Raw genomic sequence first — 22,758 nt, 5'->3', positions numbered from 1 at the left:
ATCATTCTTCAGCGTCTTCTTTTTCCCATTCTAATGCACGTTTTACTGCTCGTTTCCAACCTTTATAGCGTCTAGTACGTTTTTCTTCATCACCATCAGGAATAAAAGTTGTTTCTACTTCGGCTTTACCACGCAGCTCTTCTAAACTTCCCCAGAAACCTGTTGCTAACCCTGCTAGATAGGCTGCACCTAATGCAGTTACTTCACGCACGACTGGGCGTTCAACTTTTGCATTTAAAATATCTGCTTGGAATTGCATTAAGAAGTTATTGACTACTGCACCACCATCAACTCGTAATGTTTCTAGTGTTTCGCCGCTATCTGATTGCATTGCGTCTAAAACTTCGCGTGTTTGATAAGCAATGGATTCTAATGTTGCACGCACTATGTGGTTGCGATTAGAACCACGAGAAAGCCCAACAATAGCACCACGAGCATAAGGATCCCAATATGGTGCCCCTAAGCCAGTAAATGCAGGTACAACATAAACCCCATTTGAGCTTTGAACTTTAACCGCAAAGTATTCTGAATCTCGGCTATCGTGAATAATTTTTAGCTCATCGCGTAACCATTGAATAGATGCCCCACCCATAAAGATAGAGCCTTCAAGGGCATAGCAAGGTTCACCTTTAGCATTACACGCAATTGTCGTTAATAGCCCATTTTTAGATTCAACCGCTTTATCTCCTGTATTCATTAGCATAAAACAGCCAGTACCATAGGTATTTTTTGCCATTCCTGCATCGACACATAAATGACCATATAACGCAGCTTGTTGGTCTCCTGCAATACCTGCCACAGGAATGCGTACACCACCCATACCGCCGATGTTAGTTTGCCCGTAAATTTCAGATGAATTTTTAACTTCAGGCAACATTTCTCTTGGAACATCTAATAATTCCAACATTTTGTCATCCCACTGTTTTGTATGAATATTAAACATCATTGTACGGGATGCATTAGTATAATCGGTAACGTGAACTCGACCTTGAGTTAATTTCCAAACTAGCCAAGTATCAACAGTACCAAAGAGTAATTCACCTTTTTTAGCACGCTCACGAGCACCTTCTACATTATCTAAAATCCATTTTACTTTTGTACCCGAGAAGTAAGGGTCAACGACTAACCCTGTGGTTTTACGAATATATTCTTCGTGTCCATCTTCTTTCAGTTTTGAACAAAAATCAGCAGTACGGCGACATTGCCACACAATCGCATTATAGATTGGTTTACCAGTTTCTTTTTCCCAAACAATTGTTGTTTCACGTTGGTTGGTAATGCCAATAGCAGCAATCTCATCAGAAGTTACACCTGCTTTAGCAACCAATTCATTTAATGTAGAGCTTTGGCTAGCCCAAATTTCCATTGGGTTATGCTCAACCCAGCCTGCTTGTGGGTAAATTTGTGTGAACTCACGTTGTGCAACTTCAACTATGTTAGCATTTTTGTCTAACAATACTGCACGAGAACTTGTTGTTCCTTGGTCTAAAGCAATAATATATTTTTTTGTTGTCATAGGAATCACCTTAATTAAAAAGAAATTGTTACGTTATAATTTGCAAGGTAAATTTTTACCAATTAAACGAGTGTAGAAAAAACCACCTAATAAAGCCCCAACAATAGGTCCAAAGATAGGTACAAGGAAATAAGGAATATCACGACCACCAGTGAAAGCGATGTCTCCCCAACCAGCTAAGAATGCAAAAATTTTAGGACCAAAGTCACGGGCTGGGTTCATTGCAAAACCAGTTAAAGGTCCCATTGCTCCACCAATAACAGCAATCAATAACCCAATGAGTAATGGTGCCATTGGACCTCTTGGAACACCATTACCATCATCTGTTAAAGCTAAAATAAGTACCATTAGAACGGCAGTAATTACCACTTCAACAATAAAGGCTTGGAATACGCTAATATGTTCATTTGGATAGGTGGAGAACACTCCAGCAAAGCCAACGCCTTCGCCACGCACGATATTTTGTGCAGCTTCTGTGGCAATAAAGAGATCTCTATATAAAAAATAGACTAACGCAGCAGCGGAAAAAGCACCGAGCATTTGTGAGATGATATAAGGTAAGATTTTTTTGCCATCAAAACAGGCGAATTTCCATAATGCGATGGTAACAGCAGGGTTTAAATGAGCACCAGATAACCCCGCAGACGCGTAAACAGCCATCGCAACAGCGAGCCCCCAAACAATAGAAATCTCCCATAACCCAAATGTAGCTCCTGCTACTTGGGCTGCAGCAACACAACCTGCCCCAAAGAAGATAATCAATCCAGTACCAATAAATTCACCAATGCAAGCGGCTTTTAATGATTTATCCATAACTTCCCCCAAGAAATTAGAATATAAAAAAATAGATAATTGTTTGAAAACGAAAATTTCGGATGTGAAATATAGTGAAATGATCATTTTTAGCAAATGGGAAAAGTCATTTTTGTGACATACTGCACAAAAATTTGTTACTTTTATGTGATTTTTTTGATTTTTATCACATTTCGAAAACAAAAAAGCCATATTGAAATATATCAATATGGCGTATAAAGAGAGTTATTTAATTATTATTTGCCGTAATGGTCGCCTAGTTTAGCTTTATGTTTACTTTCTTCTAGCATTGTGATGAACATTAAGAAGATAGCTAATACACCACCAGCAATCATTACATAGAAACCGCCGTCCCAGCCGTAGTATTCTGCCGCCCAGCCCACAACCGCTGATGCTGCGACAGTACCGCCAAGATAACCGAATAATCCTGTAAAGCCTGCTGCTGTTCCTGCTGCTTTTTTCGGTGCAAGTTCAAGGGCGTGTAAACCAATCAACATTACTGGACCATAAATTAGGAAACCGATGGTGGTCATTAAAATGAAGTCCATTAACTGATATGGGTTTTCATACCAAGCGTGACCAGCATATTGTGCAAGCTCATTTTCTGGTGTTGCTGGGTTAAGCCATAATGCAACGACTGCTGCCGTGGTTAAAATCATAAAGATGAAACCGGTTAAACCACGTTTTCCTTTAAAGACTTTATCTGATACCCAGCCACACAATAGTGTTCCTGGTACGGCTGCGAGTTCGTAGATAGTATATGCCCAAGCTGTTCCTTTAATATTGAAATGTTTAACTTCACCAAGATAAACAGGAGACCATTTCAATACGCCATAGCGAATTAAGTAAACGAATACGTTAGCAATTGCGATATACCACAACAGTTTATTTTTAAACACATAAGTGAATAAAATTTCTTTCACAGATAGGTTATTTTCGTAAGTTTTTTCGTTATAGTCATCTGGGTAATCATTACGCCATTTTTCAATCGGTGGTAAACCACAAGATTGTGGGGTATCACGCATTACTAAATAAATAGGAATGGCAGCAATCATTGCAGCAATACCAGGATAGTAAAGGGCTTGTTGCCAAATATCTTTCGCTGTTGCTTCTACTCCATATTCACTGAAATAAATCGCACCTGCTAAAAGAACCATAATACCTGGTACAGTTCCCCCTACGTTGTGAGCTGTATTCCAAATAGATACGATTGTTCCACGTTCTGATTTAGACCACCAGTGAACCATTGTTCTACCACAAGGAGGCCACCCCATACCTTGGAACCAACCATTTAAGAAAATCAATGCCCACATTACTGCAATGCCTGATGTTGCCCAAGGGAATAATCCCATCATTGTCATACATAAACCAGAGAGCAATAAACCAAATGGTAAGAAAACTCTTGGATTAGAACGGTCAGAAATAGTTGCCATAAAGAATTTTGACAAACCATAAGCAAAACCAGCCGCTGTACCAATTAAACCTAATTCGGCTTTTGTGTACATTCCTGCTTCAATTAACCCTTTCTGTGCTAAATCGAAATTTGCACGAACAAAATAATAAGCAGCATAACCAAAGAAGATCCCTGCAAACACTTGCCAACGTAAGCGTTTGTATGTGGAATCAATTTTGTCTGCTGGTAGCTCTGCAATATGCGGAGCAGGTTTAAATGGACCAAACATAATAAAACTCCAACGATTTGTTGTTATTGAAAAATAAGATATTCATTTACGAATATCGCGGAGAGCTATCATATCGAAAAAGAAAAAGTGTATCTAAAACAATTATGTAATTTTGTGAACTAATTCACAATAAATTTATGGTTTTTATTATTTTATATATAAATAGTGATCTTATTCACACTTTTTCGCTCATTTTGTTGTTCTAATTCGCTCATTGGAATAGAATAATGTTATTATTTTGTTGTTTTTTGATTATTTTGTTGAAATTGTGGGGGCGGTTATGGCTATATCACCTCAAATGTATCGAAATGTGGCTGATTTTTCACCATTAAGTACAGATGTCATTATTATCGGTGGCGGTGCGACAGGGGCGGGTATTGCTCGGGACTGTGCATTGCGTGGTATTGATTGCATTTTGTTAGAGCGTAGAGATATTGCAACGGGAGCAACAGGACGTAATCACGGCTTGTTACACAGTGGGGCTCGTTATGCGGTAAAAGATAGAGAGTCTGCCGAAGAGTGTATTGTCGAAAATAAAATTTTACGCAACATTGCTCGTCATTGCATAGATGAAACGGAAGGGTTATTTATTACGTTACCTGAAGATGATCTTAGTTTCCAAAAAACTTTTATTGATGCTTGTACTGAATCGGGTATTGAAGCGGTCGCTATTGATCCAAAACTTGCACGTTATATGGAACCTTCGGTAAATCCTGAATTAGTGGGAGCTGTTGTTGTGCCTGATGGCTCTATCGATCCTTTCCGTTTAACAGCATCGAATATGCTTGATGCGACTGAAAATGGTGCCAAAGTATTTACTTACTGTGAAGTAAAAGGCTTAATTAGAGAAGGGGCAACTGTTATTGGCGTCAATGTTTATGACCATAAAAATCGAGTAGATCGTCAATTTTTTGCCCCTGTTGTTGTTAATGCAGCAGGTATTTGGGGGCAAGGCATTGCTGAATATGGTGATTTGAAAATCAGAATGTTCCCAGCAAAAGGGGCATTATTGGTAATGGGACACCGTATCAATAAAATGGTGATCAACCGCTGCCGTAAACCTGCTGATGCAGATATTTTAGTCCCTGGCGATACCATTTCTGTGATTGGGACAACTTCCAGCCGAATTCCTTATGATGAAATTGATAATATGGTCGTTACACCCGAAGAAGTGGATATTCTCTTTCGTGAAGGGGAAAAACTCGCACCAAGTTTACGCCATACTAGAGTATTGCGTGCTTATGCAGGTGTGCGTCCATTAGTGGCGACTGATGATGACCCTTCAGGACGTAATGTAAGTCGTGGGATTGTGCTACTCGACCACCAAGAGCGTGATGGCTTAAATGGTTTTATTACCATTACGGGCGGTAAGTTGATGACTTATCGTTTAATGGCGGAATGGGCGACAGATCTCGTTTGCAAAAAATTAAACAAAACCGACCGCTGTATAACCGCAGAAAGAGCCTTGCCAGGCTCAAGTGAAAGCCGAGCGGAAACTAATAATAAAGTTATCTCGTTACCAAGCACAATTCGTTATTCTGCGGTGTATCGCCACGGTTCACGAGCGACTCGCTTGTTGGATAAAGAACGTCTTGATCGCTCATTAGTTTGTGAATGTGAAGCGGTAACTGCTGGTGAAGTGCGTTATGCAGTAGATGAATTAAGCGTAAATAATCTCGTTGATTTACGCCGCCGTACACGAGTAGGAATGGGGACTTGCCAAGCAGAACTCTGTGCGTGTCGAGCGGCTGGCTTAATGACTCGCTTTGAAGTCGCAACACCCCGTCAATCTACGACACAATTAGCCTCATTTATGGAAGAGCGTTGGCGTGGTATTGAGCCAATTGCGTGGGGAGATGCCATTCGAGAGGCTGATTTCACAAGCTGGATCTATTACAGTTTATTAGGTCTTAACGATGTTCAACCGCTTGAACAACAAGCACAGCAAGGGACGGATAACAATGAATTTTGATGTTGTAATTATTGGTGGCGGGCTTGCTGGTTTAACCTGCGGCGTTACCTTACAGGCACAAGGAAAACGTTGTGTCATTATCAATAACGGACAAGCGGCGATTGATTTCGCTTCAGGATCGATGGATTTACTTAGCCAATTACCAAGTGGACGGAAAATTCGTCATTTTGAGCAAAACTACACTTCATTCTATCAGCAATTACCACAACACCCTTATTGTTTGATTGGTAAAGAAAAAACGATTGAGAAAGCACAACAATTTGAAGATTTAGCTAAATCACTCAATTTAGGTTTAATTGGTAGTATTGCAGAAAATCACCTACGAGTTACGCCATTGGGGGGATTGCGTGGTAGTTGGTTGTCGCCAAATAGCGTACCAACAGTGCAAGGCAGTGATGTTTTTCCTTGCCACTCAATTGCGATTTTAGGGATTGAAGGCTATCACGATTTTCAACCACAGCTCTTAGCCGATAATTTAAAACAGAATGCTCAATTTGCACATTGTCAGCTTTCGACGGCTTATTTGAATATACCTGAGTTAGATCAGCTAAGAGATAATGCTCGAGAATTTCGTAGCGTAAACATCGCTCAATTACTTGAACATAAATTAGCCTTTACTGATTTAGTCAAAGAAATTAAAACTGCAAGCCAAGGGGCTCAAGCGATTTTCTTGCCTGCTTGCTTTGGCTTAGATGATCAGAGTTTCTTTAACGCCTTAAAAGAAGCTGTTGGGTTAGCCATTTTTGAACTACCAACCTTGCCGCCATCTCTTTTAGGTATCCGTCAGCATAAACAGCTACGCCACCGTTTTGAGCAATTAGGGGGCTTGATGCTTAATGGTGATAAAGCACTTAGAGCGGAATTTGTAGATGGTAAAGTCAGCAAAATTTATACTCAAATTCATCAAGAGAACTTTATCACTGCCGAGCATTTTGTGTTAGCAACGGGTAGCTTTTTTAGTAATGGCTTGGTTGCAGAATTTGAACATATTTTAGAACCTGTTTTTCATAGCGATATTATTGGTTGCAAAAATTTTGATAAATCTGACCGCTTATCGTGGACGGCAGAACGTTTTTCTTCACCACAACCTTATCAATCAGCAGGGGTTGCTATTAACAATAAGTGCCACATTCAAAAAGATGGGCAATTTGTTGGTAATCTTTATGCCGTAGGTAATGTGATTGGTGGTTTTAATAGCCTTGAACTTGGCTGTGGTTCAGGTGTTGCAGTGGTAACAGCATTAGTTGTGGCAGACGAGATTTTGCATCAATAAATTATTTTGTGGGTAAGCTCTCTGTTGTTAATGAATGAGAGTAGATCAAAATAAGTGAGTGATAAAGGAACCTATATGAATAATATTCAACGTTTAATTGAACAAGCACAACAGAATGTAGAGAGTGCTGTTGTTCATCACGGATTTGATGAGTCGTTTGAAAGCTGTATTAAATGTACTGCTTGTACCGCAGTTTGCCCTGTTTCTCGTCAAAATCCAAATTACCCAGGCCCTAAGCAAGCGGGGCCTGATGGGGAACGTTTACGTTTAAAAAGTGCAGAATTATATGATGAAGCTTTAAAATATTGTACTAACTGTAAACGTTGTGAAATCGCTTGCCCATCTGATGTGAAAATTGGTGATATTATTGTTCGGGCAAGAAATAAACATCTTGATCGCCAGAATAAACCATTTATGAATAAATTGCGTGATGCGGTATTAAGCAATACCGACTTAATGGGAAAACTTAATACGCCATTAGCACCGATTGTAAATACTATCACAGGCTTAAAAGCTACTCGTTTCTTGTTAGAAAAAACGTTGAATGTGAGCCGTCATAGAACACTTCCAAAATATTCTTTTGGCTCTTTCCGTAATTGGTATTTGAAAAAAGAAGCAGAACGCCAAAGTTTGTATCGTGAAAAGATTGCCTATTATCACGGTTGTTATGTGAACTACAATAATCCACAATTAGGCAAAGAGTTAATAGATGTCTTTAATGCAATGGATATTGGTGTTGTGTTACTCGAAAAAGAAAAATGTTGTGGTTTACCACTTGCAGTGAATGGTTTTCCTGAAAAAGCTAAAAAATTGGCAAAATTCAACCTAAAAGAACTTGAAAAAGTGGTGGAAAAACGTGAACTTGACGTTGTAGGGACATCTTCAAGTTGTACGATGAATTTGCGTGATGAATATCACCACGTTTTAGGAATGGATAATGCGAAAATTCGCCCTCACGTGAATATTGTTACTCGTTATCTATACAAACTCTTTAATGAAGGCAGAAAACCTAAGTTTAGATCAATGCCATTACGCATTGCCTATCATACCGCTTGCCACGTTGATAAAGCAGGCTGGGCACCCTATACTCTGGACGTATTAAAGCATATTCCTGATCTTGAAATTGTGATGCTTCCATCACAATGTTGTGGTATTGCTGGTACTTATGGCTTTAAAGCAGAGAACTACAACACATCACAAGCTATTGGTAATCCATTGTTTGAGCATATCAATAAGGGTGGTTTTGATTTTGTAGTTTCTGAATGTGAAACTTGTAAATGGCAAATTGATATGTCCACCAATTTGACTTGTTTACACCCAATCACATTGCTTTCAATGGCGATTGAGAAGTAGCATATTAGAATGGACTGACTAAAGAAATTGGTGTAATGGACAAATTTGGTGTAATGGGCAAAATGGTTGCTAAAAAGCAGATTGACACCTTATAGATAAGGTTTCGGGCCGTTTCCCCTCACACTTTTGTCCATTACACCACCACCTTAATCTTCTTTTCCTAAAATCTGATTAACTTCGCTTTTATATAAAACAGCTTTTGCACCAAAAACAGCCTGTACGCCACCGCCCACTTCAAGAACATCTATCGCCCCTAACGCTTTTAAGCGAGTCTTATTTACTGCTTTTACATCTTTAACAGCAACACGCAAACGAGTAATACAAGCATCGACATTTTCAATATTGCTCGCAGTACCTAATGCTTCAATAATATGATGTGCATTTTCAGTTAAGGAAGTGGTTTGTTGTTCTACAATTTCTTCTTGGTCTTCCGCTCTTCCTGGGGTCATTACATTAAACTTACGAATTAAGAATAGGAAAGAGAAGTAATACAAGGCAGCCCAAGGTAAACCAACTAAGACGACACGAATCCAGTGAGTATTTTCGTTACCTTGTAAAATACCAAACAATAAGAAGTCAATAAAACCACCTGAGAAGGTATTTCCGATAGATACATTTAGGAAATCCGCAATATAGAAAGATACACCATCTAAAAATGCGTGGAAGACATATAACCAAGGAGCTACGAATAAGAACATAAACTCAATAGGTTCTGTAATTCCCGTAATAAATGACGTAAGTGCAGCGCCTAAGAATAATCCACCAATCAATTTACGGCGAGCTTTAGGTACGGCGTGATACATAGCTAAACAAGCAGCAGGCAAACCAAACATCATCGTATCAAATCGACCTGCAAAGAAACGAGTTCCTTCGGTAAATAACCCTTGATGATTAGGGTCGGCTAATTGAGCGAAGAAGATTTTTTGTGCACCAATAATGGTTTCACCGTTTACGACTTCTGTTCCACCTAATTCAGTGTACCAAAATAGTGGGTAAATCATATGGTGTAAGCCAACTGCACCACTTAAACGCATTAGGAAACCATAGAAAAATGTGCCTACTTCACCCATTGATGCAATGCCTTTACCTGCGGAAACTAGCCAGTTTTGGAAAGTCGGCCAAATTAAAAAGAATATTGCCCCCAAAAAAATTGCCACAAATGCGGTAACAATCGGTACAAAGCGAGAACCACCAAAGAATCCTAAAATCTGTGGCAACTGAATATTGTGGTATTTATTATGTAGCTTAACAGTAATTAGCCCCATTACTAAAGAGCCGATAACACCTGTATCAATCCCTTTTGTTTCTGGGGAAAAGATTGGAATTAAGGCAGCAATAGTGCCTGTCATAATTAAATAACCAACAACTGCGGCTAAAGCAGCGACGCCTTTATCTCTCTTCGCAAGCCCAATACCTAAACCAATACAGAGCAGTAAAGCTAAGTTAGCAAAAACTACACTGCCTGCAGCTGACATAATTTGGAAAATACCTTGCAATGCTGGATTATCCAATACAGGATAGGCTTGTACGGTTGCCTTGTTGGATAATGCACCACCAATCCCAAGCAATAAACCCGCAGCAGGTAAAATTGCAATCGGTAGCATAAAAGCCTTTCCGACTTGTTGAAGTTGTTTAAACATAGATTGTCTCCTTTGAATAAAATAATATTCAAAGAATATAACAAATGTATGTTCAATTCTGTGATGTATATCTCGTTTTAGTGTAGAAGATCAGACTTGATCTTCTACACATTATTAATATTTCAGAATTTCCCATTTGCATAATGAGTTATGTAAGTCTTCAGAAAATAAAGCACTACCAGAAACAAACCAATCTATAGACTGACTTCTATTCAAATATAGTGCCAAATCTAAATTCATTGAACCATCAATATTTATTAACTTTGATATACGATCTTTTCCTAGTAGTTGATTTAACAAGGAAACCCTATTTTCAATATACTCTTTAGAATATTTTTCCCCTGTTCTAGGGTCCAATGTTAATATTTGAAATACATCAACTTTTTCAACATAATACGATAATAAATTAATATCTGTTTCTGGACAGATACTTAATCCAATTAATACAGGTTTATTCTCTCCTAAATATAGGTTTTGTTGCTGAGATAGCCATTCTATTGTATCAGAAAGCCCTTCTTTTTGTTCAACTTGCAATGTAACTAAATTAGCACCGTTTTCAACGCAGGATTTAGCAAAAGACTGTTGATCTTTAACCATTAAATGAACATCTTTAAAAAAGTGATCATTAAATTGTTTAATAGCCATAGGACCAACAGTAAATAATGGACTAAAATTTCCATCTGCTATATCAAAATGTAATATATTAATATTCTTATCACTTAAAATATCTAATTGCCGTTTCAAAGCAAACCAATTTGATGAAAGAATACCTACACTTAAATATTGTTTTTTTAATGTATCTATTAAATTCTTTTTTTGTTCTATTTTATTCATAACTTACTGGTAAAACCCATTCAAATACAATTTTAGATCTTGGTTCAGACATAATATTCTCTAATTCTTTTACACATCTGTGATAATGCTCGGTTTGCCTATGTTCCTCTAATGCTTCTTCATTCTTATATACTTCATAAGCATAAAATCGAGTTCTTATTTTAGGATCTCTTAATACATCAAAACGCAAATTACCTGGTTCTTTACGAGTTCCAATATGATTTCGTTCAAAAACCTCTAGAAATTCTTTTTCTTTTCCCTCTTTTATATTAATTTCAACAAGCATTGCAAACATAACCATTTTCTCCTAAATAAGTTTTGGGCTAGTAATCTAGCCCAAATGATTATTAACTATTTTTTTCGTTTAAATATAATTCATAGGCTTTTTCAGCTGTTTCTCCACCATGAACAACAGCTTGAACTGCTTTAAGCATTGCGATAGGCGAATCTGATTGGAAAATATTTCTTCCCATATCAACACCTAATGCACCTTGATCGATTGCTCTATAGCACATTTCCAAAGCATCTTTTTCTGGAAGTTTTTTTCCGCCTGCAATAACGATTGGAACTGGACAACCTGCAGTAATACGCTCAAATCCTTTATCAACATAATATGTTTTAATAATATGAGCCCCCATTTCTGCTGCGATACGAGTAGATAAAGAAAAATATCTTTGATCTCGAGCCATATCTTTTCCAACACCAGTAACAGCCATAACAGGCATACCATATCGACTACCTTGATCGACTAGTTGGATTATATTTTTAATTGATTGATGTTCATATTCTGAACCGATATATACCTGTGCAGCCATAGCAGAAACATTTAAGCGAAGAGCATCTTCTATACTCACCGCAACAGCTTCATTTGAAAGTTCGGTTAAGATAGAATTTGCCCCAGATGCTCTTAATGCGATTGGTTTTCGAGTATCTGGAGGAACAACGCTGCGTAAAATTCCTCTTGTACACATTAGTACATCTGTATATTCAAATAATGGAGCTATATTAATATCAATACGCTCAAGCCCTGTAGTTGGACCTTGAAAATATCCATGATCAAACGCAAGCATAATTGTTTTTCCTGTTTTAGGATTAAATATATTAGCTAGGCGAGATTGCATTCCCCAATCTAGGGCACCAGAACCTTTTAAATAAAATGGTTTATTTATTTGTGGTACACCTAATCCAAAATCTTTTCCATCTCTGATATCATCTAAATCAGCCATTTTTTCCTCCTTAATTAAAAATCGTAATTATCAATGTTATCTTTAGTAAAAATTACTCTTTCAGGTAATAAAACAATACCATTATCTTTAACTTCATAGTCATACCCTTGAACTTTGTTCGGAGATACTTCAACTTCTCCAATTCCTTCTACAGTTAATTTATCTCCAATATTAAGAGTTTTTCCTTTTAATAGTTCATTGGTGATTGCTACCGATAATTTTCCTTGTTTCACAACATCCCATAGGCCAAATTGATTAACTGTACCTCTTTTTACATATGGTCTCATTACATTTGGAGTACTGAAACCAACGATAACTGTTCCTTGGCGTTTTAAATTTTCGGTGGCTTGGGCCGCAGCAGGAAGTGCATTTGCATCTGGAGCAATAATTGCGTCTAAATCGGGATATGCTTTTAAAATACCTTCTGCAGTTTGTAACGATTTAATGGCATCGTTATATCCAAATTGAGTTGTAACAATTTCCCATTCAGGATGATCTTTTTCAATTTTTGCTTTTGCTTCTTTTACCCATTGATTTTGGTCTGTCACCGTTGGGCTAGAGTAGAAAAATGCGACCTTTGCTTTAGGCTTAGTGATTTGACTAGAAGCCATTTCAACCAGCATTGAACCTAGTTGAGCAGGAGTACCCTGATTGATATAGTAACTACGGCACTCAGGTTTCGTATCAGAATCCCAAGTTAATACTTTAACACCTTTTTTCATTGCTCTTTTCAATGTTGAACATAGCCCATCTGGAGAAACTGCAGAAACAATAATCGCGTTATATCCTTGATTAACAAAGTTATTGATCATCTGTACTTGGTTAGAAACACTAGGTTCTGCAGGTCCATCATAAGTAACATCAAGACCTAATGTTTTTCCCATTTCTACAGCACCTTGACCACCACTGGTAAAGAATCCAACACCAACCAATTTAGGAATAAAAGCAACCTTATCTGTTGCAGATGCTGAGCTAAGGGTTGATAATCCTAACGCAACAGAAAGTGCTACATTTTTTATTAATGAACGTTTCATAAAACTTCTCCTTTAAGTGAGTTTTTGGAAAACATACCCAAACAGCAAGTATGTTAGGATTGAGTACAGCTTAAATTAATCTCTTTTTAATAAAGTCAGTAAATATAGATTTATTACTGTTAAATGATTTTCCAATTAATACGACTATTAATAATGCACCTGATAATGCACTTGAAATTTCATTAGATATTCCGATCATTTGTAATCCTTGTTGCAAATAACCAATTAATAGAGATGCAACAGCTGTCCCAATTACTGAACCTGATCCCCCATATATATTTGCACCACCTAATACAACCGCTGTTAATGCAGGCATCAGTAAGGAGCTACCTAAATCAGAGCGAGCCGAACCAAAATAGGATACTAATAGGATTGCAACAAAGGCGGATACTAAACCGATTAAGGGATATATCGTAAATAATGTTTGATTAATTGGCATTGCACTATATTTCGACACTCTTATATTTTGACCAATTAAAAATGTCGTTCTTCCTATTCGGGTGCGATGCATTAGAAGCCAGAATAAAAATGTAATGATTAGAAAATAAATTATTGGAGTTGGAATGATCCAAATTGTTTGATTAGCAAAGTCTAATAATACATCCGGAAATCCACCAATTCCTTCGTATCCAGTAGCACCTGCAAAACCTGAAAGGAGTAATGCTCCACCACCGAATAAATACATTGTTCCTAAAGTAATTACTAAAGGATTAACTTGTGTATAAATAATGAGAGATGCATTAATAACTCCACAGATTATTCCTACTAAAAATGTAACAAATATTGCGATAATTAGAGGAAATTCCAACTTAAATAAAACGCCAAGAGTAATTGCACATAAACCAACAACTGAACCAAATGAAATATCCATTCCTCCACTAACAATAATAAGTGTTAGTGGTAATGCTAGCATTCCAATATAAATAAAATCACTTGTACTATTGAGTAATACATTTATATCTAATAGTCGAGGATTAATTACACCAAAGCCTAGAATTTCAATAATTAACAGTATGAATAAGGTAAGTTCCCAGCTATATTTTTTTAATATTTTCATTATTTACTCCTTCTAATTATCTTTTAAGAAACGAGCATAACGTTGTTGTTTGATATTATTTGCAATCATTACTCTTATTCTTCCATCAAATACCAAAACAGAAAGTAGAACAACGCCAGCAACAAAATTATTCCAATACGCTGGCACTTTCATTAATACTAATATTGTGTCGATTTGCACTAAGAAATAAGCACCAAGGACTGCACCAATAATATTACCTGCTCCACCTAATAAACTAATGCCACCTAATACACAGGCTGCGATAGCTTTCATTTCTAGTCCGTTGCCTGTAGAGTTAGGAACAAAGCCAATTTGAGAAGCAAAAATTATCCCAGCTAATGCAGCCATAGCTCCATTGATTGCAAAAGCACTCATTCTAATCAGATTTATGTTTACACCGAGCTGTAATGCACCTTGTAGATTGTCTCCAACTGCATAGAAACATCTTCCTGAGCTGGTTTTGGTAAGAAATAGATAAGCTAAAATGACGAAGACAAAAACAGACCAACCAATAGGGGATATGTTAAGTAAAATGGGCTCTGATAGTTCTTTTAGAGATTGTGGTAATCCTTCAATCCATTTTCCACCTGTTAAAACAAGCATAATCCCTTTATATAGCCCTAATGTTCCCAATGTAGCGACAATTGCAGGAATCCTTAGTATCGTAACTAAAAAGCCATTGATACCACCGACTAAAATGCCAATCAATAATGTTATTAAACAAGCAGTTATTAAGGAATATCCCAAATTCAGTAAACTACCTACAATGACTGCACTTAATCCCATTATAGAACCAACAGAAACATCAATATTACGAGTTAAAATAACGAAAGTTGCTCCAATCGCAAGTAATGCTAGAATTTGAGTTGAGTTAAAAATCATTGTTAATGTTTCTAAACTAAAATTCCCAAAAACAACTAATGATCCAAATAATATGAATATCGCTAATAATATTGTAAGCTCTCGATTATCTTGGATAAATTTCCACATATTAATATCTCCTTAGCCACTGAATGCCATTTTCATTATTGTGTCGCTATTTATTTCTTCTCCAGTTAATGAACGACTCATCACACCATCGTGCATTACTAAAACACGAGTAGACATTTGTTCAATTTCTTCTAAGTCAGATGAAATAAAAACAACAGCAACATTCTGTTTCGATATACTTTTTATAAGTTGATAAATATCGCTCCTTGCTCCTATATCCACTCCTCTTGTTGGTTCATCAACTATTAAAAGCTTAGGATTAGCCTCCAAACATTTTGCAATAAGAATTTTTTGCTGATTTCCTCCCGATAAAGTCCTTACTGATTGTTGAGAAGAATTAAATTTGATTCCAATTGCACGATGATATCGTTCGAGAATTGCTTCTTCTTTCTCCTCATTTATCCAAAAACCCATATCGTTATAAGTTAATCCGCAGGTATTCCAACTAAGAGGAGAGTCTAAGAACAAGCCAGATGCTTGACGATCTTCTGGTAAATACACAAGCCCTTCATTTAAACGTTGTTTTATTGGTAGGTGAGATATGTCCATATTGCAAAAATGAACTTTCCCTTTTTTAGCTTTTCGTAACCCATATAGTGTTTCCGCCAATTCAGTTCGACCAGAGCCAACTACTCCTGCAATTCCTAGAATTTCACCAGGGTAAACATCAAAAGTTATATTTTTAAATCCTTCGCCTGTTAATTCCGCTACAGATAAAATAGGTTTATCAGTGAATTTAATTTTTTTATGACCCGGCATATCTAGCCATAATTGTTGGCTATTAGTTAGTTTTTGGTTTTTAGATTTAGGTTTTATCGCATTAATTACTTCATTATGATCTAACGTTTCGGTTACACCACTCAATGCAATATAACCATCTCTCATTACGCTAACCCAATCCGATATTCTCCAAACTTCGGGTAACTTATGTGATATGAAAACAATCCCAACACCTTTTTGTAACAAAGCCTCAATTTGCTTAAATAAATTATCTGTTTCAGCTGGAGTGAGGGATGCAGTAGGTTCATCTAAAATAAGAATAGAAGCATTTCTAATTAACCCTCTCATAATTTCCACTAATTGTTGATCGGCAACATCTAACAAACCTGCAGACATATCTAAATTTAGATGGCAATTCAAATCAGCTAGTAAAGCGGTAAGTTTAGGTAATAAATTTGCAGAATTTGGTAACCCGAAAAGGATATTTTCTTTCACGCTTAAATTGGGAAAAAGCAAAGGCTCTTGTGGAACTAAATAAATACCCAATTGATGAGCTTTACTTGGTGTCAGAGAAGTTTGTGCTTCTCCTCTAATTTTCAATACGCCAGAATCTGGAGACTGGATGCCCGCTATAATTTTCATTAATGTCGATTTTCCAGCTCCGTTACCGCCCAATAGTGCGTGAACCTGTCCAGCTCGAAGTGAAAAATTAATGTCTTTTAGTACAGATACCCCTGAAAAAGATTTCTGTACATTGGTAACCTCAAGCAATAATGTTTTATCTGCCATACTTACCTCTTTACTTGAACAAATGATTATTTAATTTATCAACTGTTCAAATGTTAAAATAAAAAAAGATCAAAAAATGTGATATACATCACAAACTGATGAAGTTAATAGCAATATTTTTCAATTTAATGTGTAAAATGTGAACCAAATCACAAAATTTATAACTCATTAAAATGAACATTTGATTTATAATTAAAACAAATGAATACTATAGGTAAATAAAAATGAAAGTAATCGATGAATACAATGGTGTTGTTATCAATGAAGAAGAGCTTTTAGCAAGAATTGCTTGGTTCTATTATCACGATAACTTAACTCAGAGTGAGATTGGTGAAAAACTGATGCTTCCTCGATTGAAAGTATCTCGTCTACTTGAAAAAGGCAGGCAGATGGGGTTGATCAAAGTTCAAATAAACTCTCGCTATAAAGGTTGTTTAGAACTAGAGGAAGTTTTAAAACAGCGGTTCCAGTTACAGCATATCAGAGTATTACCTGAGCTTGATAATTACGAAATTAATGCTCGTTTAGGAGTTGGTGCATCTCAAATGCTAATGACTTTACTAAAGCCAAAACAAGTTCTCTCTTTTGGTTTTGGCGACACCATTATGCATACAGTGAGATTCAGTAATGATTTTATTAAACAAAATAAGATAAAACTTATCACTCTGACCGGTGGTGTTGGACCATATATGCAAAGTATTGGTCAATTAGATGGAAGCTGTTCTATTAGTATTATTCCAGCGCCTCTAAGGGCTTCATCTCCTGAAGCAGCTCAACTATTTCAAAAAGAAAGTTATGTTCGAGATATTATGCTTGCCGCTAGTATGGCTGATGTCGCTATTGTTGGGATTGGTTCAACAAATCAGAAACAACACTCAACCTTACTTAAAGCAGGATATTTAATTAATGAAGAACAACTAGATAGCTTTAAACAAGCAGGGGCTGTTGGTGATATTTTAGGATATTTCTTTAAAGAAGATGGTTCTTTACAAGAGGATATGTCAATCCATCAAGAACTAATAAGTGTATCTCTTGATAATTTAAAAAGAATTCCAAGTGTAATTGGTGTGGCAGGCGGTGAAAATAAAGTCGATGCTATTTTGGCTGCCTTAAAAGGAAAATATATTAATTCATTAGTAACAGAGGAAAAAACTGCTCGATGTATATTATCTAAGCTAGTATAACAACATAGTAGCACGAATTTCCTTCTACATAGATTAGGAGATTAATATGACACATAACAAACCAAGCTATCTAATGGCTCTTGATGCTGGTACAGGAAGTATTCGTGCGGTTATTTTTGATACTGAAGGAAACCAAATAGGCGCATTTCAACAAGAGTGGACTCATCTATCCGATCCAAATATTCCTGGCTCAATGGAGTTTGATATATCAAAGAACTGGGAATTAGCTTGCTTGTGCATTCAAAATGTACTGAAGCAAAATAATATTCCCTCAGAGCAAATTGTGGCGATATCTACTTGTTCAATGAGAGAGGGTATAGTTCTTTATGATACGCATAAGACACCTATTTGGGCCTGTGGAAATGTTGATGCAAGAGCGGTCAATGAAGTTGTAGAACTTAAATCTCTTTACAATAATACGTTTGAACAATACGTTTACGACATATCAGGTCAAACATTGGCACTGAGTGCTTTGCCTCGTTTATTATGGTTAGCCCACAATCAAAGTGATCTTTATCGTGAAGTGAAATATATTTCTATGATCAGTGATTGGCTTGGGTTTATGCTTAGCGGAGAGCTTGCTGTTGAACCATCGAATGCAGGCACAACAGGAATGTTAAATCTAAAAACTCGCCAGTGGCATTCTGATTTATTAGAAATGGTAGGGTTAAATGCTGATATTCTGCCTCCAGTTAAAGAAACCGGTGAGAAATTAGGTGTAATTACAGAAAGTGTTGCTACTAAAACAGGCTTAAATGCTGGAATCCCAGTTATTGTTGGGGGAGGAGATGTCCAATTAGGTTGTATTGGGTTAGGCATAACGGAACCAGAACAAGCTGCGATCATTGGTGGAACTTTCTGGCAACAAGTTGTAAATCTTCCCTCTACAACTACCGATCCTGTAATGAATGTAAGAATAAATCCACACGTAATTAATCCTCTTGTTCAGGCAGAATCCATAAGTTTCTTTACAGGGCTGACAATGCGATGGTTCAGAGATGCTTTCTGTGAAGAAGAAAAGAATGTAGCAAATAAATTAGGAATTGATGCTTATACATTATTAGAACAAATGGCAGAGAAAGTTCCTGTTGGCTCAAACGATGTCATTCCTGTTTTTTCTGATGCAATGCATTTTAAATCTTGGTATCACGCGTCACCATCATTCATTAATCTCTCAATAGATCCTGAAAAATGCAACAAAGCAGTGCTCTTTAGAGCATTACAAGAAAATGCAGCTATTGTTTCTTCCTCTAATCTAGATCAAGTTAAGGAATTCAGTAAAGTAAATTTAACTTCCGTTGTTTTTGCTGGAGGAGGATCAAAAGGTAAATTATGGAGCCAAATTCTCGCCGATGTAACAGGGCTTATTGTGAATGTTCCTGTAGTTAAAGAAGCCACCGCTTTGGGTTGTGCGATCGCAGCTGGTGTAGGGGCAGGTATCTATCCTTCGTTAGCAGAAGCTGGTAAAAAATTAGTAAAATTTGAAAGACAGCATATTCCAAATATGGAAAACCATAAACTTTATAAAGCACACAAGATTAAATGGATTGATGTTTATAAAAAACAATTACAACTTGTCGATCTAAATTTAACAAAATCTTTGTGGAAAGCACCCGGTTTGTAATAGAAGGTATAAAGCCTAGTTCAATTAAATACTAGGCTTTATTTTTTACATTAAAAAATCTTCCACTTCTTTTCTCATTGGAATTGCCGTTTGAGCCCCCATTCGGGTAACGGAAATTGCGGCAGCGGCGTGAGCAAAGCGGATAGATTCGCTTAAAGTTTTCCCTTCTAACAATGCAGTAACAAGTCCGCCATTAAAGGTATCGCCTGCTGCTGTTGTATCAACGGCTTGAACACGAAAACCTGCAATAATTTGTCCGTTGCCTTTTTCGCTGACATAAACCCCTTTTGCACCGAGCGTGATGAGTACAGTTTCAATGCCAACTTGATGAAATTTATCCGCAGCAAGTGCGGCAGTTTGCTCATCAACAACTTTCACGCCCGTCAAAATTTCAGCTTCGGTTTCATTTGGGGTAATCATATCCACTAAAGAGAGCAAACTTTGTGGTAAAGGTTGTGCGGGAGCTGGGTTTAAGGCAACTTTTGTCTTTGCCTGTTTTGCTAATTTTGCTGCTAATGTTACCGCTTTGAGCGGGCTTTCTAGTTGCATTAACAACATATCGGCTTGTGCAATAATCGCTTGGTGCTTTTCAACCAATTCAGGAGATAACTCGCCATTTGCTCCCGCAGAAATAACAATGCTATTTTCGCCCGAATCTGCCACTTGAATCATTGCCAAACCCGTGCTTTGATTTGGAATTTCTTCAATGGCTGTAATATCAATACCATCTTGAGCAAATGCATCACGCATTGTATAACCGATTTGATCTTGCCCTATTGCCCCAATAAATTGCACATTAGCACCGAGACGAGCAGCCGCAACAGCTTGATTAGCCCCTTTTCCGCCAAAGGCAATTTGATAATCATAGCCTGTTAAAGTTTCGCCTGCTTTAGGGAAGTAAGGCACTCGAATAACGTGATCGACATTGATACTGCCTAGTACACAAAGTTTGTTTTTCATTTTTACCGCCTTGATAAAAAACAAGCGGTATGATTTTGCAAAAATTTTACGAAAACCAACCGCTTGTATAGATTATTTACTGATAACTTTTAATGGTACTGGAATTTGTGCTTCTACTTTTTCGCCTTTGAGGACTTTTGCCGCCGTTTCTACGCCTAATTCACCAATTTTTTCAGGCTGTTGAGCGATAGTTGCAGCTAATTTGCCACCTTCAACGGCTTTGACTGCATCATCTGTACCATCAAAACCAACAACAAGAATATCTTTACCTGCCGCTTTAATTGCACGCAATGCACCTAGTGCCATTTCATCATTTTGAGCAAAAACAGCTTTTGCAGAACCGTGGCTTGCTAATAAATTTTCCATTACATTTAAGCCTTTTGTACGATCAAAATCAGCAGGTTGGCTTGCTAATAATGCAAACTGGTTAGCTTCAACAGCTTGTTTAAAGCCCTCACCACGTTCACGAGCAGCGGATGTTCCTGCAATACCTTCAAGTTGGATCACTTTGGCATTTTTGCCCACTTTTTCAGCAATAAAATCGCCCGCCATTTTTCCGCCTGCAATGTTATCTGACGCAATATGGCTCACTACTGTGCCTTTGTTTGCACCACGATCTAAGGTAATCACAGGAATATTTTTCTTATTCGCCACAGATACGGCATTGCCTACGGCTTCAGAGTCTGTCGGGTTGATCAGTAGCACTTTTGCACCACGAACGGTAACATCTTCTACATTTGCCAGTTCTTTGGCTGGGTCGTTTTGTGAATCTAATACCACTAATTCATAGCCCAGTTCTTTGGCTTTTTTCTCCGCACCTTCTTTTAAGGTAACAAAGAATGGGTTATCTAGGGTTGAGATAGCAAGTGCGATGGTGTCTTTTGCCATAGCAGATGCACTGAAAGCAAGTCCAACAGCAAGGGCTAATGAAGTTAATTTTTTCATAATGTTCTCCTAATGTAGAGTAAGTAGAGTGAGTTAGGCATTACAACGTTAGTTAAACTGCACTAACTGCCTGTTACTTCTTTTGCATTTGCAAAAAATTGTTGAAATCCGACCGCTTAATTGCGGTTTCAAAGTGAATACCGTTGAGTAAAATGTTAAACAACAGCTACACCTTTTTACGTCCAATAAAATTATCGAGTACAACTGCAGCCAAAATCACTAAGGCTTTAGCGACTAGCTGATAGTAAGAGTCGATATCTAATAAATTTAAAGCGTTACTTAAAAATCCGATAATCAATGCACCGATAAGCGTTCCCATAATGCGACCTTTACCGCCCATCAAAGATGTGCCCCCTACGACAACCGCAGCAATGGCATCTAGCTCATAACCTGTGCCAGCGGTAGGTTGTGCCGAACCTAAGCGAGACGTTACAATTAAACCTGCCAATGCAGCTAACACGCCACTTACCGCAAATACAAAGAGTTTTACTTTATTCACATTAATGCCAGAGAGTGCCGTAGCAGATTCATTCCCACCAAGTGCATAAATATAACGTCCGATACGCGTTTGAGTTAGCACAAACCAACCGATTGCAAACAGAATAAACATTAACCACACAGGCACAGGAATGCCTAAAATCACGCCCGTACCAATTTCAGCGAAAGCATCTGCACTATCAGAAAATCCTGTACTAATGGGGCGACCACCCATATAAATCATAGTGATCCCACGCAATAACAACATTGTGATTAATGTTGCCATAAAGGCTTGCACTTTACCGAAAGCCACCAGTGAACCATTAAGTAGCCCGATCAAGCCACCAAAAATCAGTACCGCAGGAATAACCAGATAAATGGATAAATCCATTCCAATTAGTGTTGCAGCTACCGCACCAGTCAATGCCAATACCGACCCTACCGATAAATCAATCCCTGCGATTAAGATCACAAAGGTCATTCCAATCGCAATGATGGCATTAACAGATGTTTGACGAAGAATATTTAATAAGTTATCCGCACTGAAGAAGTTCGGGTTTAAGAAAGAAACGACAGCAATCAATGCCAATAAGGCGATAATGGAACGCTGTTCAATTAAAAATTTGCTTAAATTAAATGGTTTGTTCATTGTAAATTTCTCGCTAAAAA

At 37.4% G+C, this 22,758-nt stretch carries 19 protein-coding genes; 5 read left to right on the top strand and 14 right to left on the bottom strand.

The window, feature by feature from the left end; genetic code table 11:
• Position 1: 1 nt before the first annotated feature.
• The 3 genes from glpK to glpT all read right to left on the bottom strand — a co-directional run bounded on the left by glpK (position 2) and on the right by glpT (position 4,011).
• Complete coding sequence (gene glpK / locus ACWIW0_RS07500) at positions 2-1,516, bottom strand: glycerol kinase GlpK (RefSeq protein WP_454452817.1); 1,515 nt, start codon at positions 1,514-1,516, stop codon at positions 2-4.
• Between the two features lie 33 nt (positions 1,517-1,549).
• Positions 1,550-2,329: an MIP/aquaporin family protein gene (locus ACWIW0_RS07495; RefSeq protein WP_454452816.1), complete on the bottom strand. Its 780-nt coding sequence runs from the start codon at positions 2,327-2,329 to the stop codon at positions 1,550-1,552.
• A gap of 236 nt (positions 2,330-2,565) precedes the next feature.
• Positions 2,566-4,011: a glycerol-3-phosphate transporter gene (glpT, locus tag ACWIW0_RS07490; RefSeq protein WP_454452815.1), complete on the bottom strand. Its 1,446-nt coding sequence runs from the start codon at positions 4,009-4,011 to the stop codon at positions 2,566-2,568.
• Between the two features lie 280 nt (positions 4,012-4,291).
• Between glpT and glpA the strand changes: the two genes are divergently transcribed.
• The 3 genes from glpA (at position 4,292) to glpC (ending at position 8,609) form a co-directional block, all read left to right on the top strand.
• Positions 4,292-5,983, top strand: coding sequence for an anaerobic glycerol-3-phosphate dehydrogenase subunit A (glpA, locus tag ACWIW0_RS07485; RefSeq protein ID WP_454444452.1), 1,692 nt, complete (start codon positions 4,292-4,294; stop codon positions 5,981-5,983).
• Positions 5,973-7,256: a glycerol-3-phosphate dehydrogenase subunit GlpB gene (gene glpB / locus ACWIW0_RS07480; RefSeq protein WP_454452814.1), complete on the top strand. Its 1,284-nt coding sequence runs from the start codon at positions 5,973-5,975 to the stop codon at positions 7,254-7,256. Before glpA ends, glpB begins: the two co-directional genes overlap by 11 nt.
• A 75-nt stretch (positions 7,257-7,331) precedes the next feature.
• A complete protein-coding gene (gene glpC, locus ACWIW0_RS07475; protein WP_454452813.1) occupies positions 7,332-8,609 on the top strand; it encodes an anaerobic glycerol-3-phosphate dehydrogenase subunit GlpC in 1,278 nt (425 codons plus the stop codon).
• A 146-nt stretch (positions 8,610-8,755) separates the two neighbouring features.
• On the opposite strand, the gene ACWIW0_RS07470 is transcribed toward glpC, so the two are convergent.
• The 8 genes from ACWIW0_RS07470 to lsrA form a co-directional block, all read right to left on the bottom strand.
• Positions 8,756-10,249 (bottom strand): PTS transporter subunit EIIC, encoded by a 1,494-nt coding sequence (locus ACWIW0_RS07470; protein WP_454452812.1) that lies wholly within the window; start codon positions 10,247-10,249, stop codon positions 8,756-8,758.
• Positions 10,250-10,363: 114 nt separating this feature from the next.
• Entirely contained in the window at positions 10,364-11,083 is a 720-nt protein-coding gene (locus ACWIW0_RS07465) for a hypothetical protein (protein WP_454452811.1), read from the bottom strand.
• Positions 11,076-11,378, bottom strand: a complete 303-nt coding sequence (lsrG, locus tag ACWIW0_RS07460; RefSeq protein WP_454446943.1) for a (4S)-4-hydroxy-5-phosphonooxypentane-2,3-dione isomerase — start codon at positions 11,376-11,378, stop codon at positions 11,076-11,078. Before lsrG ends, ACWIW0_RS07465 begins: the two co-directional genes overlap by 8 nt.
• A 52-nt stretch (positions 11,379-11,430) precedes the next feature.
• A complete protein-coding gene (gene lsrF, locus ACWIW0_RS07455; RefSeq protein ID WP_157395687.1) occupies positions 11,431-12,309 on the bottom strand; it encodes a 3-hydroxy-5-phosphonooxypentane-2,4-dione thiolase in 879 nt (292 codons plus the stop codon).
• A 14-nt stretch (positions 12,310-12,323) separates the two neighbouring features.
• Positions 12,324-13,343, bottom strand: a complete 1,020-nt coding sequence (lsrB, locus tag ACWIW0_RS07450; protein WP_454452810.1) for an autoinducer 2 ABC transporter substrate-binding protein LsrB — start codon at positions 13,341-13,343, stop codon at positions 12,324-12,326.
• Positions 13,344-13,413: 70 nt separating this feature from the next.
• Entirely contained in the window at positions 13,414-14,400 is a 987-nt protein-coding gene (lsrD, locus tag ACWIW0_RS07445) for an autoinducer 2 ABC transporter permease LsrD (protein WP_454452809.1), read from the bottom strand.
• Between the two features lie 12 nt (positions 14,401-14,412).
• Entirely contained in the window at positions 14,413-15,390 is a 978-nt protein-coding gene (gene lsrC, locus ACWIW0_RS07440) for an autoinducer 2 ABC transporter permease LsrC (protein WP_454446946.1), read from the bottom strand.
• Between the two features lie 12 nt (positions 15,391-15,402).
• Positions 15,403-16,899, bottom strand: a complete 1,497-nt coding sequence (gene lsrA, locus ACWIW0_RS07435) for an autoinducer 2 ABC transporter ATP-binding protein LsrA (RefSeq protein ID WP_454452808.1) — start codon at positions 16,897-16,899, stop codon at positions 15,403-15,405.
• Between the two features lie 224 nt (positions 16,900-17,123).
• On the opposite strand from lsrA, the gene lsrR reads away from it, so the two are divergent.
• On the top strand, positions 17,124-18,083 hold the full coding sequence (gene lsrR, locus ACWIW0_RS07430) for a transcriptional regulator LsrR (RefSeq protein WP_454452807.1): 960 nt from the start codon (positions 17,124-17,126) through the stop codon (positions 18,081-18,083).
• A gap of 73 nt (positions 18,084-18,156) precedes the next feature.
• Positions 18,157-19,707, top strand: coding sequence for an autoinducer-2 kinase (lsrK, locus tag ACWIW0_RS07425; protein WP_454452821.1), 1,551 nt, complete (start codon positions 18,157-18,159; stop codon positions 19,705-19,707).
• Between the two features lie 45 nt (positions 19,708-19,752).
• On the opposite strand, the gene rbsK is transcribed toward lsrK, so the two are convergent.
• The 3 genes from rbsK to rbsC all read right to left on the bottom strand — a co-directional run bounded on the left by rbsK (position 19,753) and on the right by rbsC (position 22,738).
• The gene (rbsK, locus tag ACWIW0_RS07420) at positions 19,753-20,667 is read right to left on the bottom strand and encodes a ribokinase (RefSeq protein WP_157395681.1); all 915 of its coding nucleotides are present in this window, start codon (positions 20,665-20,667) and stop codon (positions 19,753-19,755) included.
• 72 nt (positions 20,668-20,739) lie between these two features.
• Positions 20,740-21,612, bottom strand: coding sequence for a ribose ABC transporter substrate-binding protein RbsB (rbsB, locus tag ACWIW0_RS07415; protein ID WP_157395680.1), 873 nt, complete (start codon positions 21,610-21,612; stop codon positions 20,740-20,742).
• Between the two features lie 166 nt (positions 21,613-21,778).
• Positions 21,779-22,738 carry a ribose ABC transporter permease gene (rbsC, locus tag ACWIW0_RS07410; RefSeq protein ID WP_157395679.1) on the bottom strand — a complete coding sequence of 320 codons (960 nt, stop codon included), beginning with the start codon at positions 22,736-22,738 and terminating at the stop codon, positions 21,779-21,781.
• Positions 22,739-22,758 lie beyond the last annotated feature (20 nt).

The sequence above is a fragment of the Ursidibacter sp. B-7004-1 genome (assembly GCF_053654055.1).
This window is presented reverse-complemented; position numbering and strand designations above follow the sequence as displayed.

Excerpts from the sequence above, each read along its gene's own strand:
- glpA (WP_454444452.1), top strand. The coding sequence starts at position 4,292 with ATGGCTATATCACCTCAAATGTATCGAAATGTGGCTGATTTTTCACCA.
- lsrF (WP_157395687.1), bottom strand. The coding sequence starts at position 12,309 with ATGGCTGATTTAGATGATATCAGAGATGGAAAAGATTTTGGATTAGGT.
- glpB (WP_454452814.1), top strand. The coding sequence starts at position 5,973 with ATGAATTTTGATGTTGTAATTATTGGTGGCGGGCTTGCTGGTTTAACC.
- rbsK (WP_157395681.1), bottom strand. The coding sequence starts at position 20,667 with ATGAAAAACAAACTTTGTGTACTAGGCAGTATCAATGTCGATCACGTT.
- lsrG (WP_454446943.1), bottom strand. The coding sequence starts at position 11,378 with ATGTTTGCAATGCTTGTTGAAATTAATATAAAAGAGGGAAAAGAAAAA.
- glpC (WP_454452813.1), top strand. The coding sequence starts at position 7,332 with ATGAATAATATTCAACGTTTAATTGAACAAGCACAACAGAATGTAGAG.
- rbsC (WP_157395679.1), bottom strand. The coding sequence starts at position 22,738 with ATGAACAAACCATTTAATTTAAGCAAATTTTTAATTGAACAGCGTTCC.
- lsrC (WP_454446946.1), bottom strand. The coding sequence starts at position 15,390 with ATGTGGAAATTTATCCAAGATAATCGAGAGCTTACAATATTATTAGCG.
- glpT (WP_454452815.1), bottom strand. The coding sequence starts at position 4,011 with ATGTTTGGTCCATTTAAACCTGCTCCGCATATTGCAGAGCTACCAGCA.
- rbsB (WP_157395680.1), bottom strand. The coding sequence starts at position 21,612 with ATGAAAAAATTAACTTCATTAGCCCTTGCTGTTGGACTTGCTTTCAGT.
- lsrB (WP_454452810.1), bottom strand. The coding sequence starts at position 13,343 with ATGAAACGTTCATTAATAAAAAATGTAGCACTTTCTGTTGCGTTAGGA.
- ACWIW0_RS07470 (WP_454452812.1), bottom strand. The coding sequence starts at position 10,249 with ATGTTTAAACAACTTCAACAAGTCGGAAAGGCTTTTATGCTACCGATT.
- lsrA (WP_454452808.1), bottom strand. The coding sequence starts at position 16,899 with ATGGCAGATAAAACATTATTGCTTGAGGTTACCAATGTACAGAAATCT.
- ACWIW0_RS07495 (WP_454452816.1), bottom strand. The coding sequence starts at position 2,329 with ATGGATAAATCATTAAAAGCCGCTTGCATTGGTGAATTTATTGGTACT.
- ACWIW0_RS07465 (WP_454452811.1), bottom strand. The coding sequence starts at position 11,083 with ATGAATAAAATAGAACAAAAAAAGAATTTAATAGATACATTAAAAAAA.
- lsrD (WP_454452809.1), bottom strand. The coding sequence starts at position 14,400 with ATGAAAATATTAAAAAAATATAGCTGGGAACTTACCTTATTCATACTG.
- glpK (WP_454452817.1), bottom strand. The coding sequence starts at position 1,516 with ATGACAACAAAAAAATATATTATTGCTTTAGACCAAGGAACAACAAGT.
- lsrK (WP_454452821.1), top strand. The coding sequence starts at position 18,157 with ATGGCTCTTGATGCTGGTACAGGAAGTATTCGTGCGGTTATTTTTGAT.
- lsrR (WP_454452807.1), top strand. The coding sequence starts at position 17,124 with ATGAAAGTAATCGATGAATACAATGGTGTTGTTATCAATGAAGAAGAG.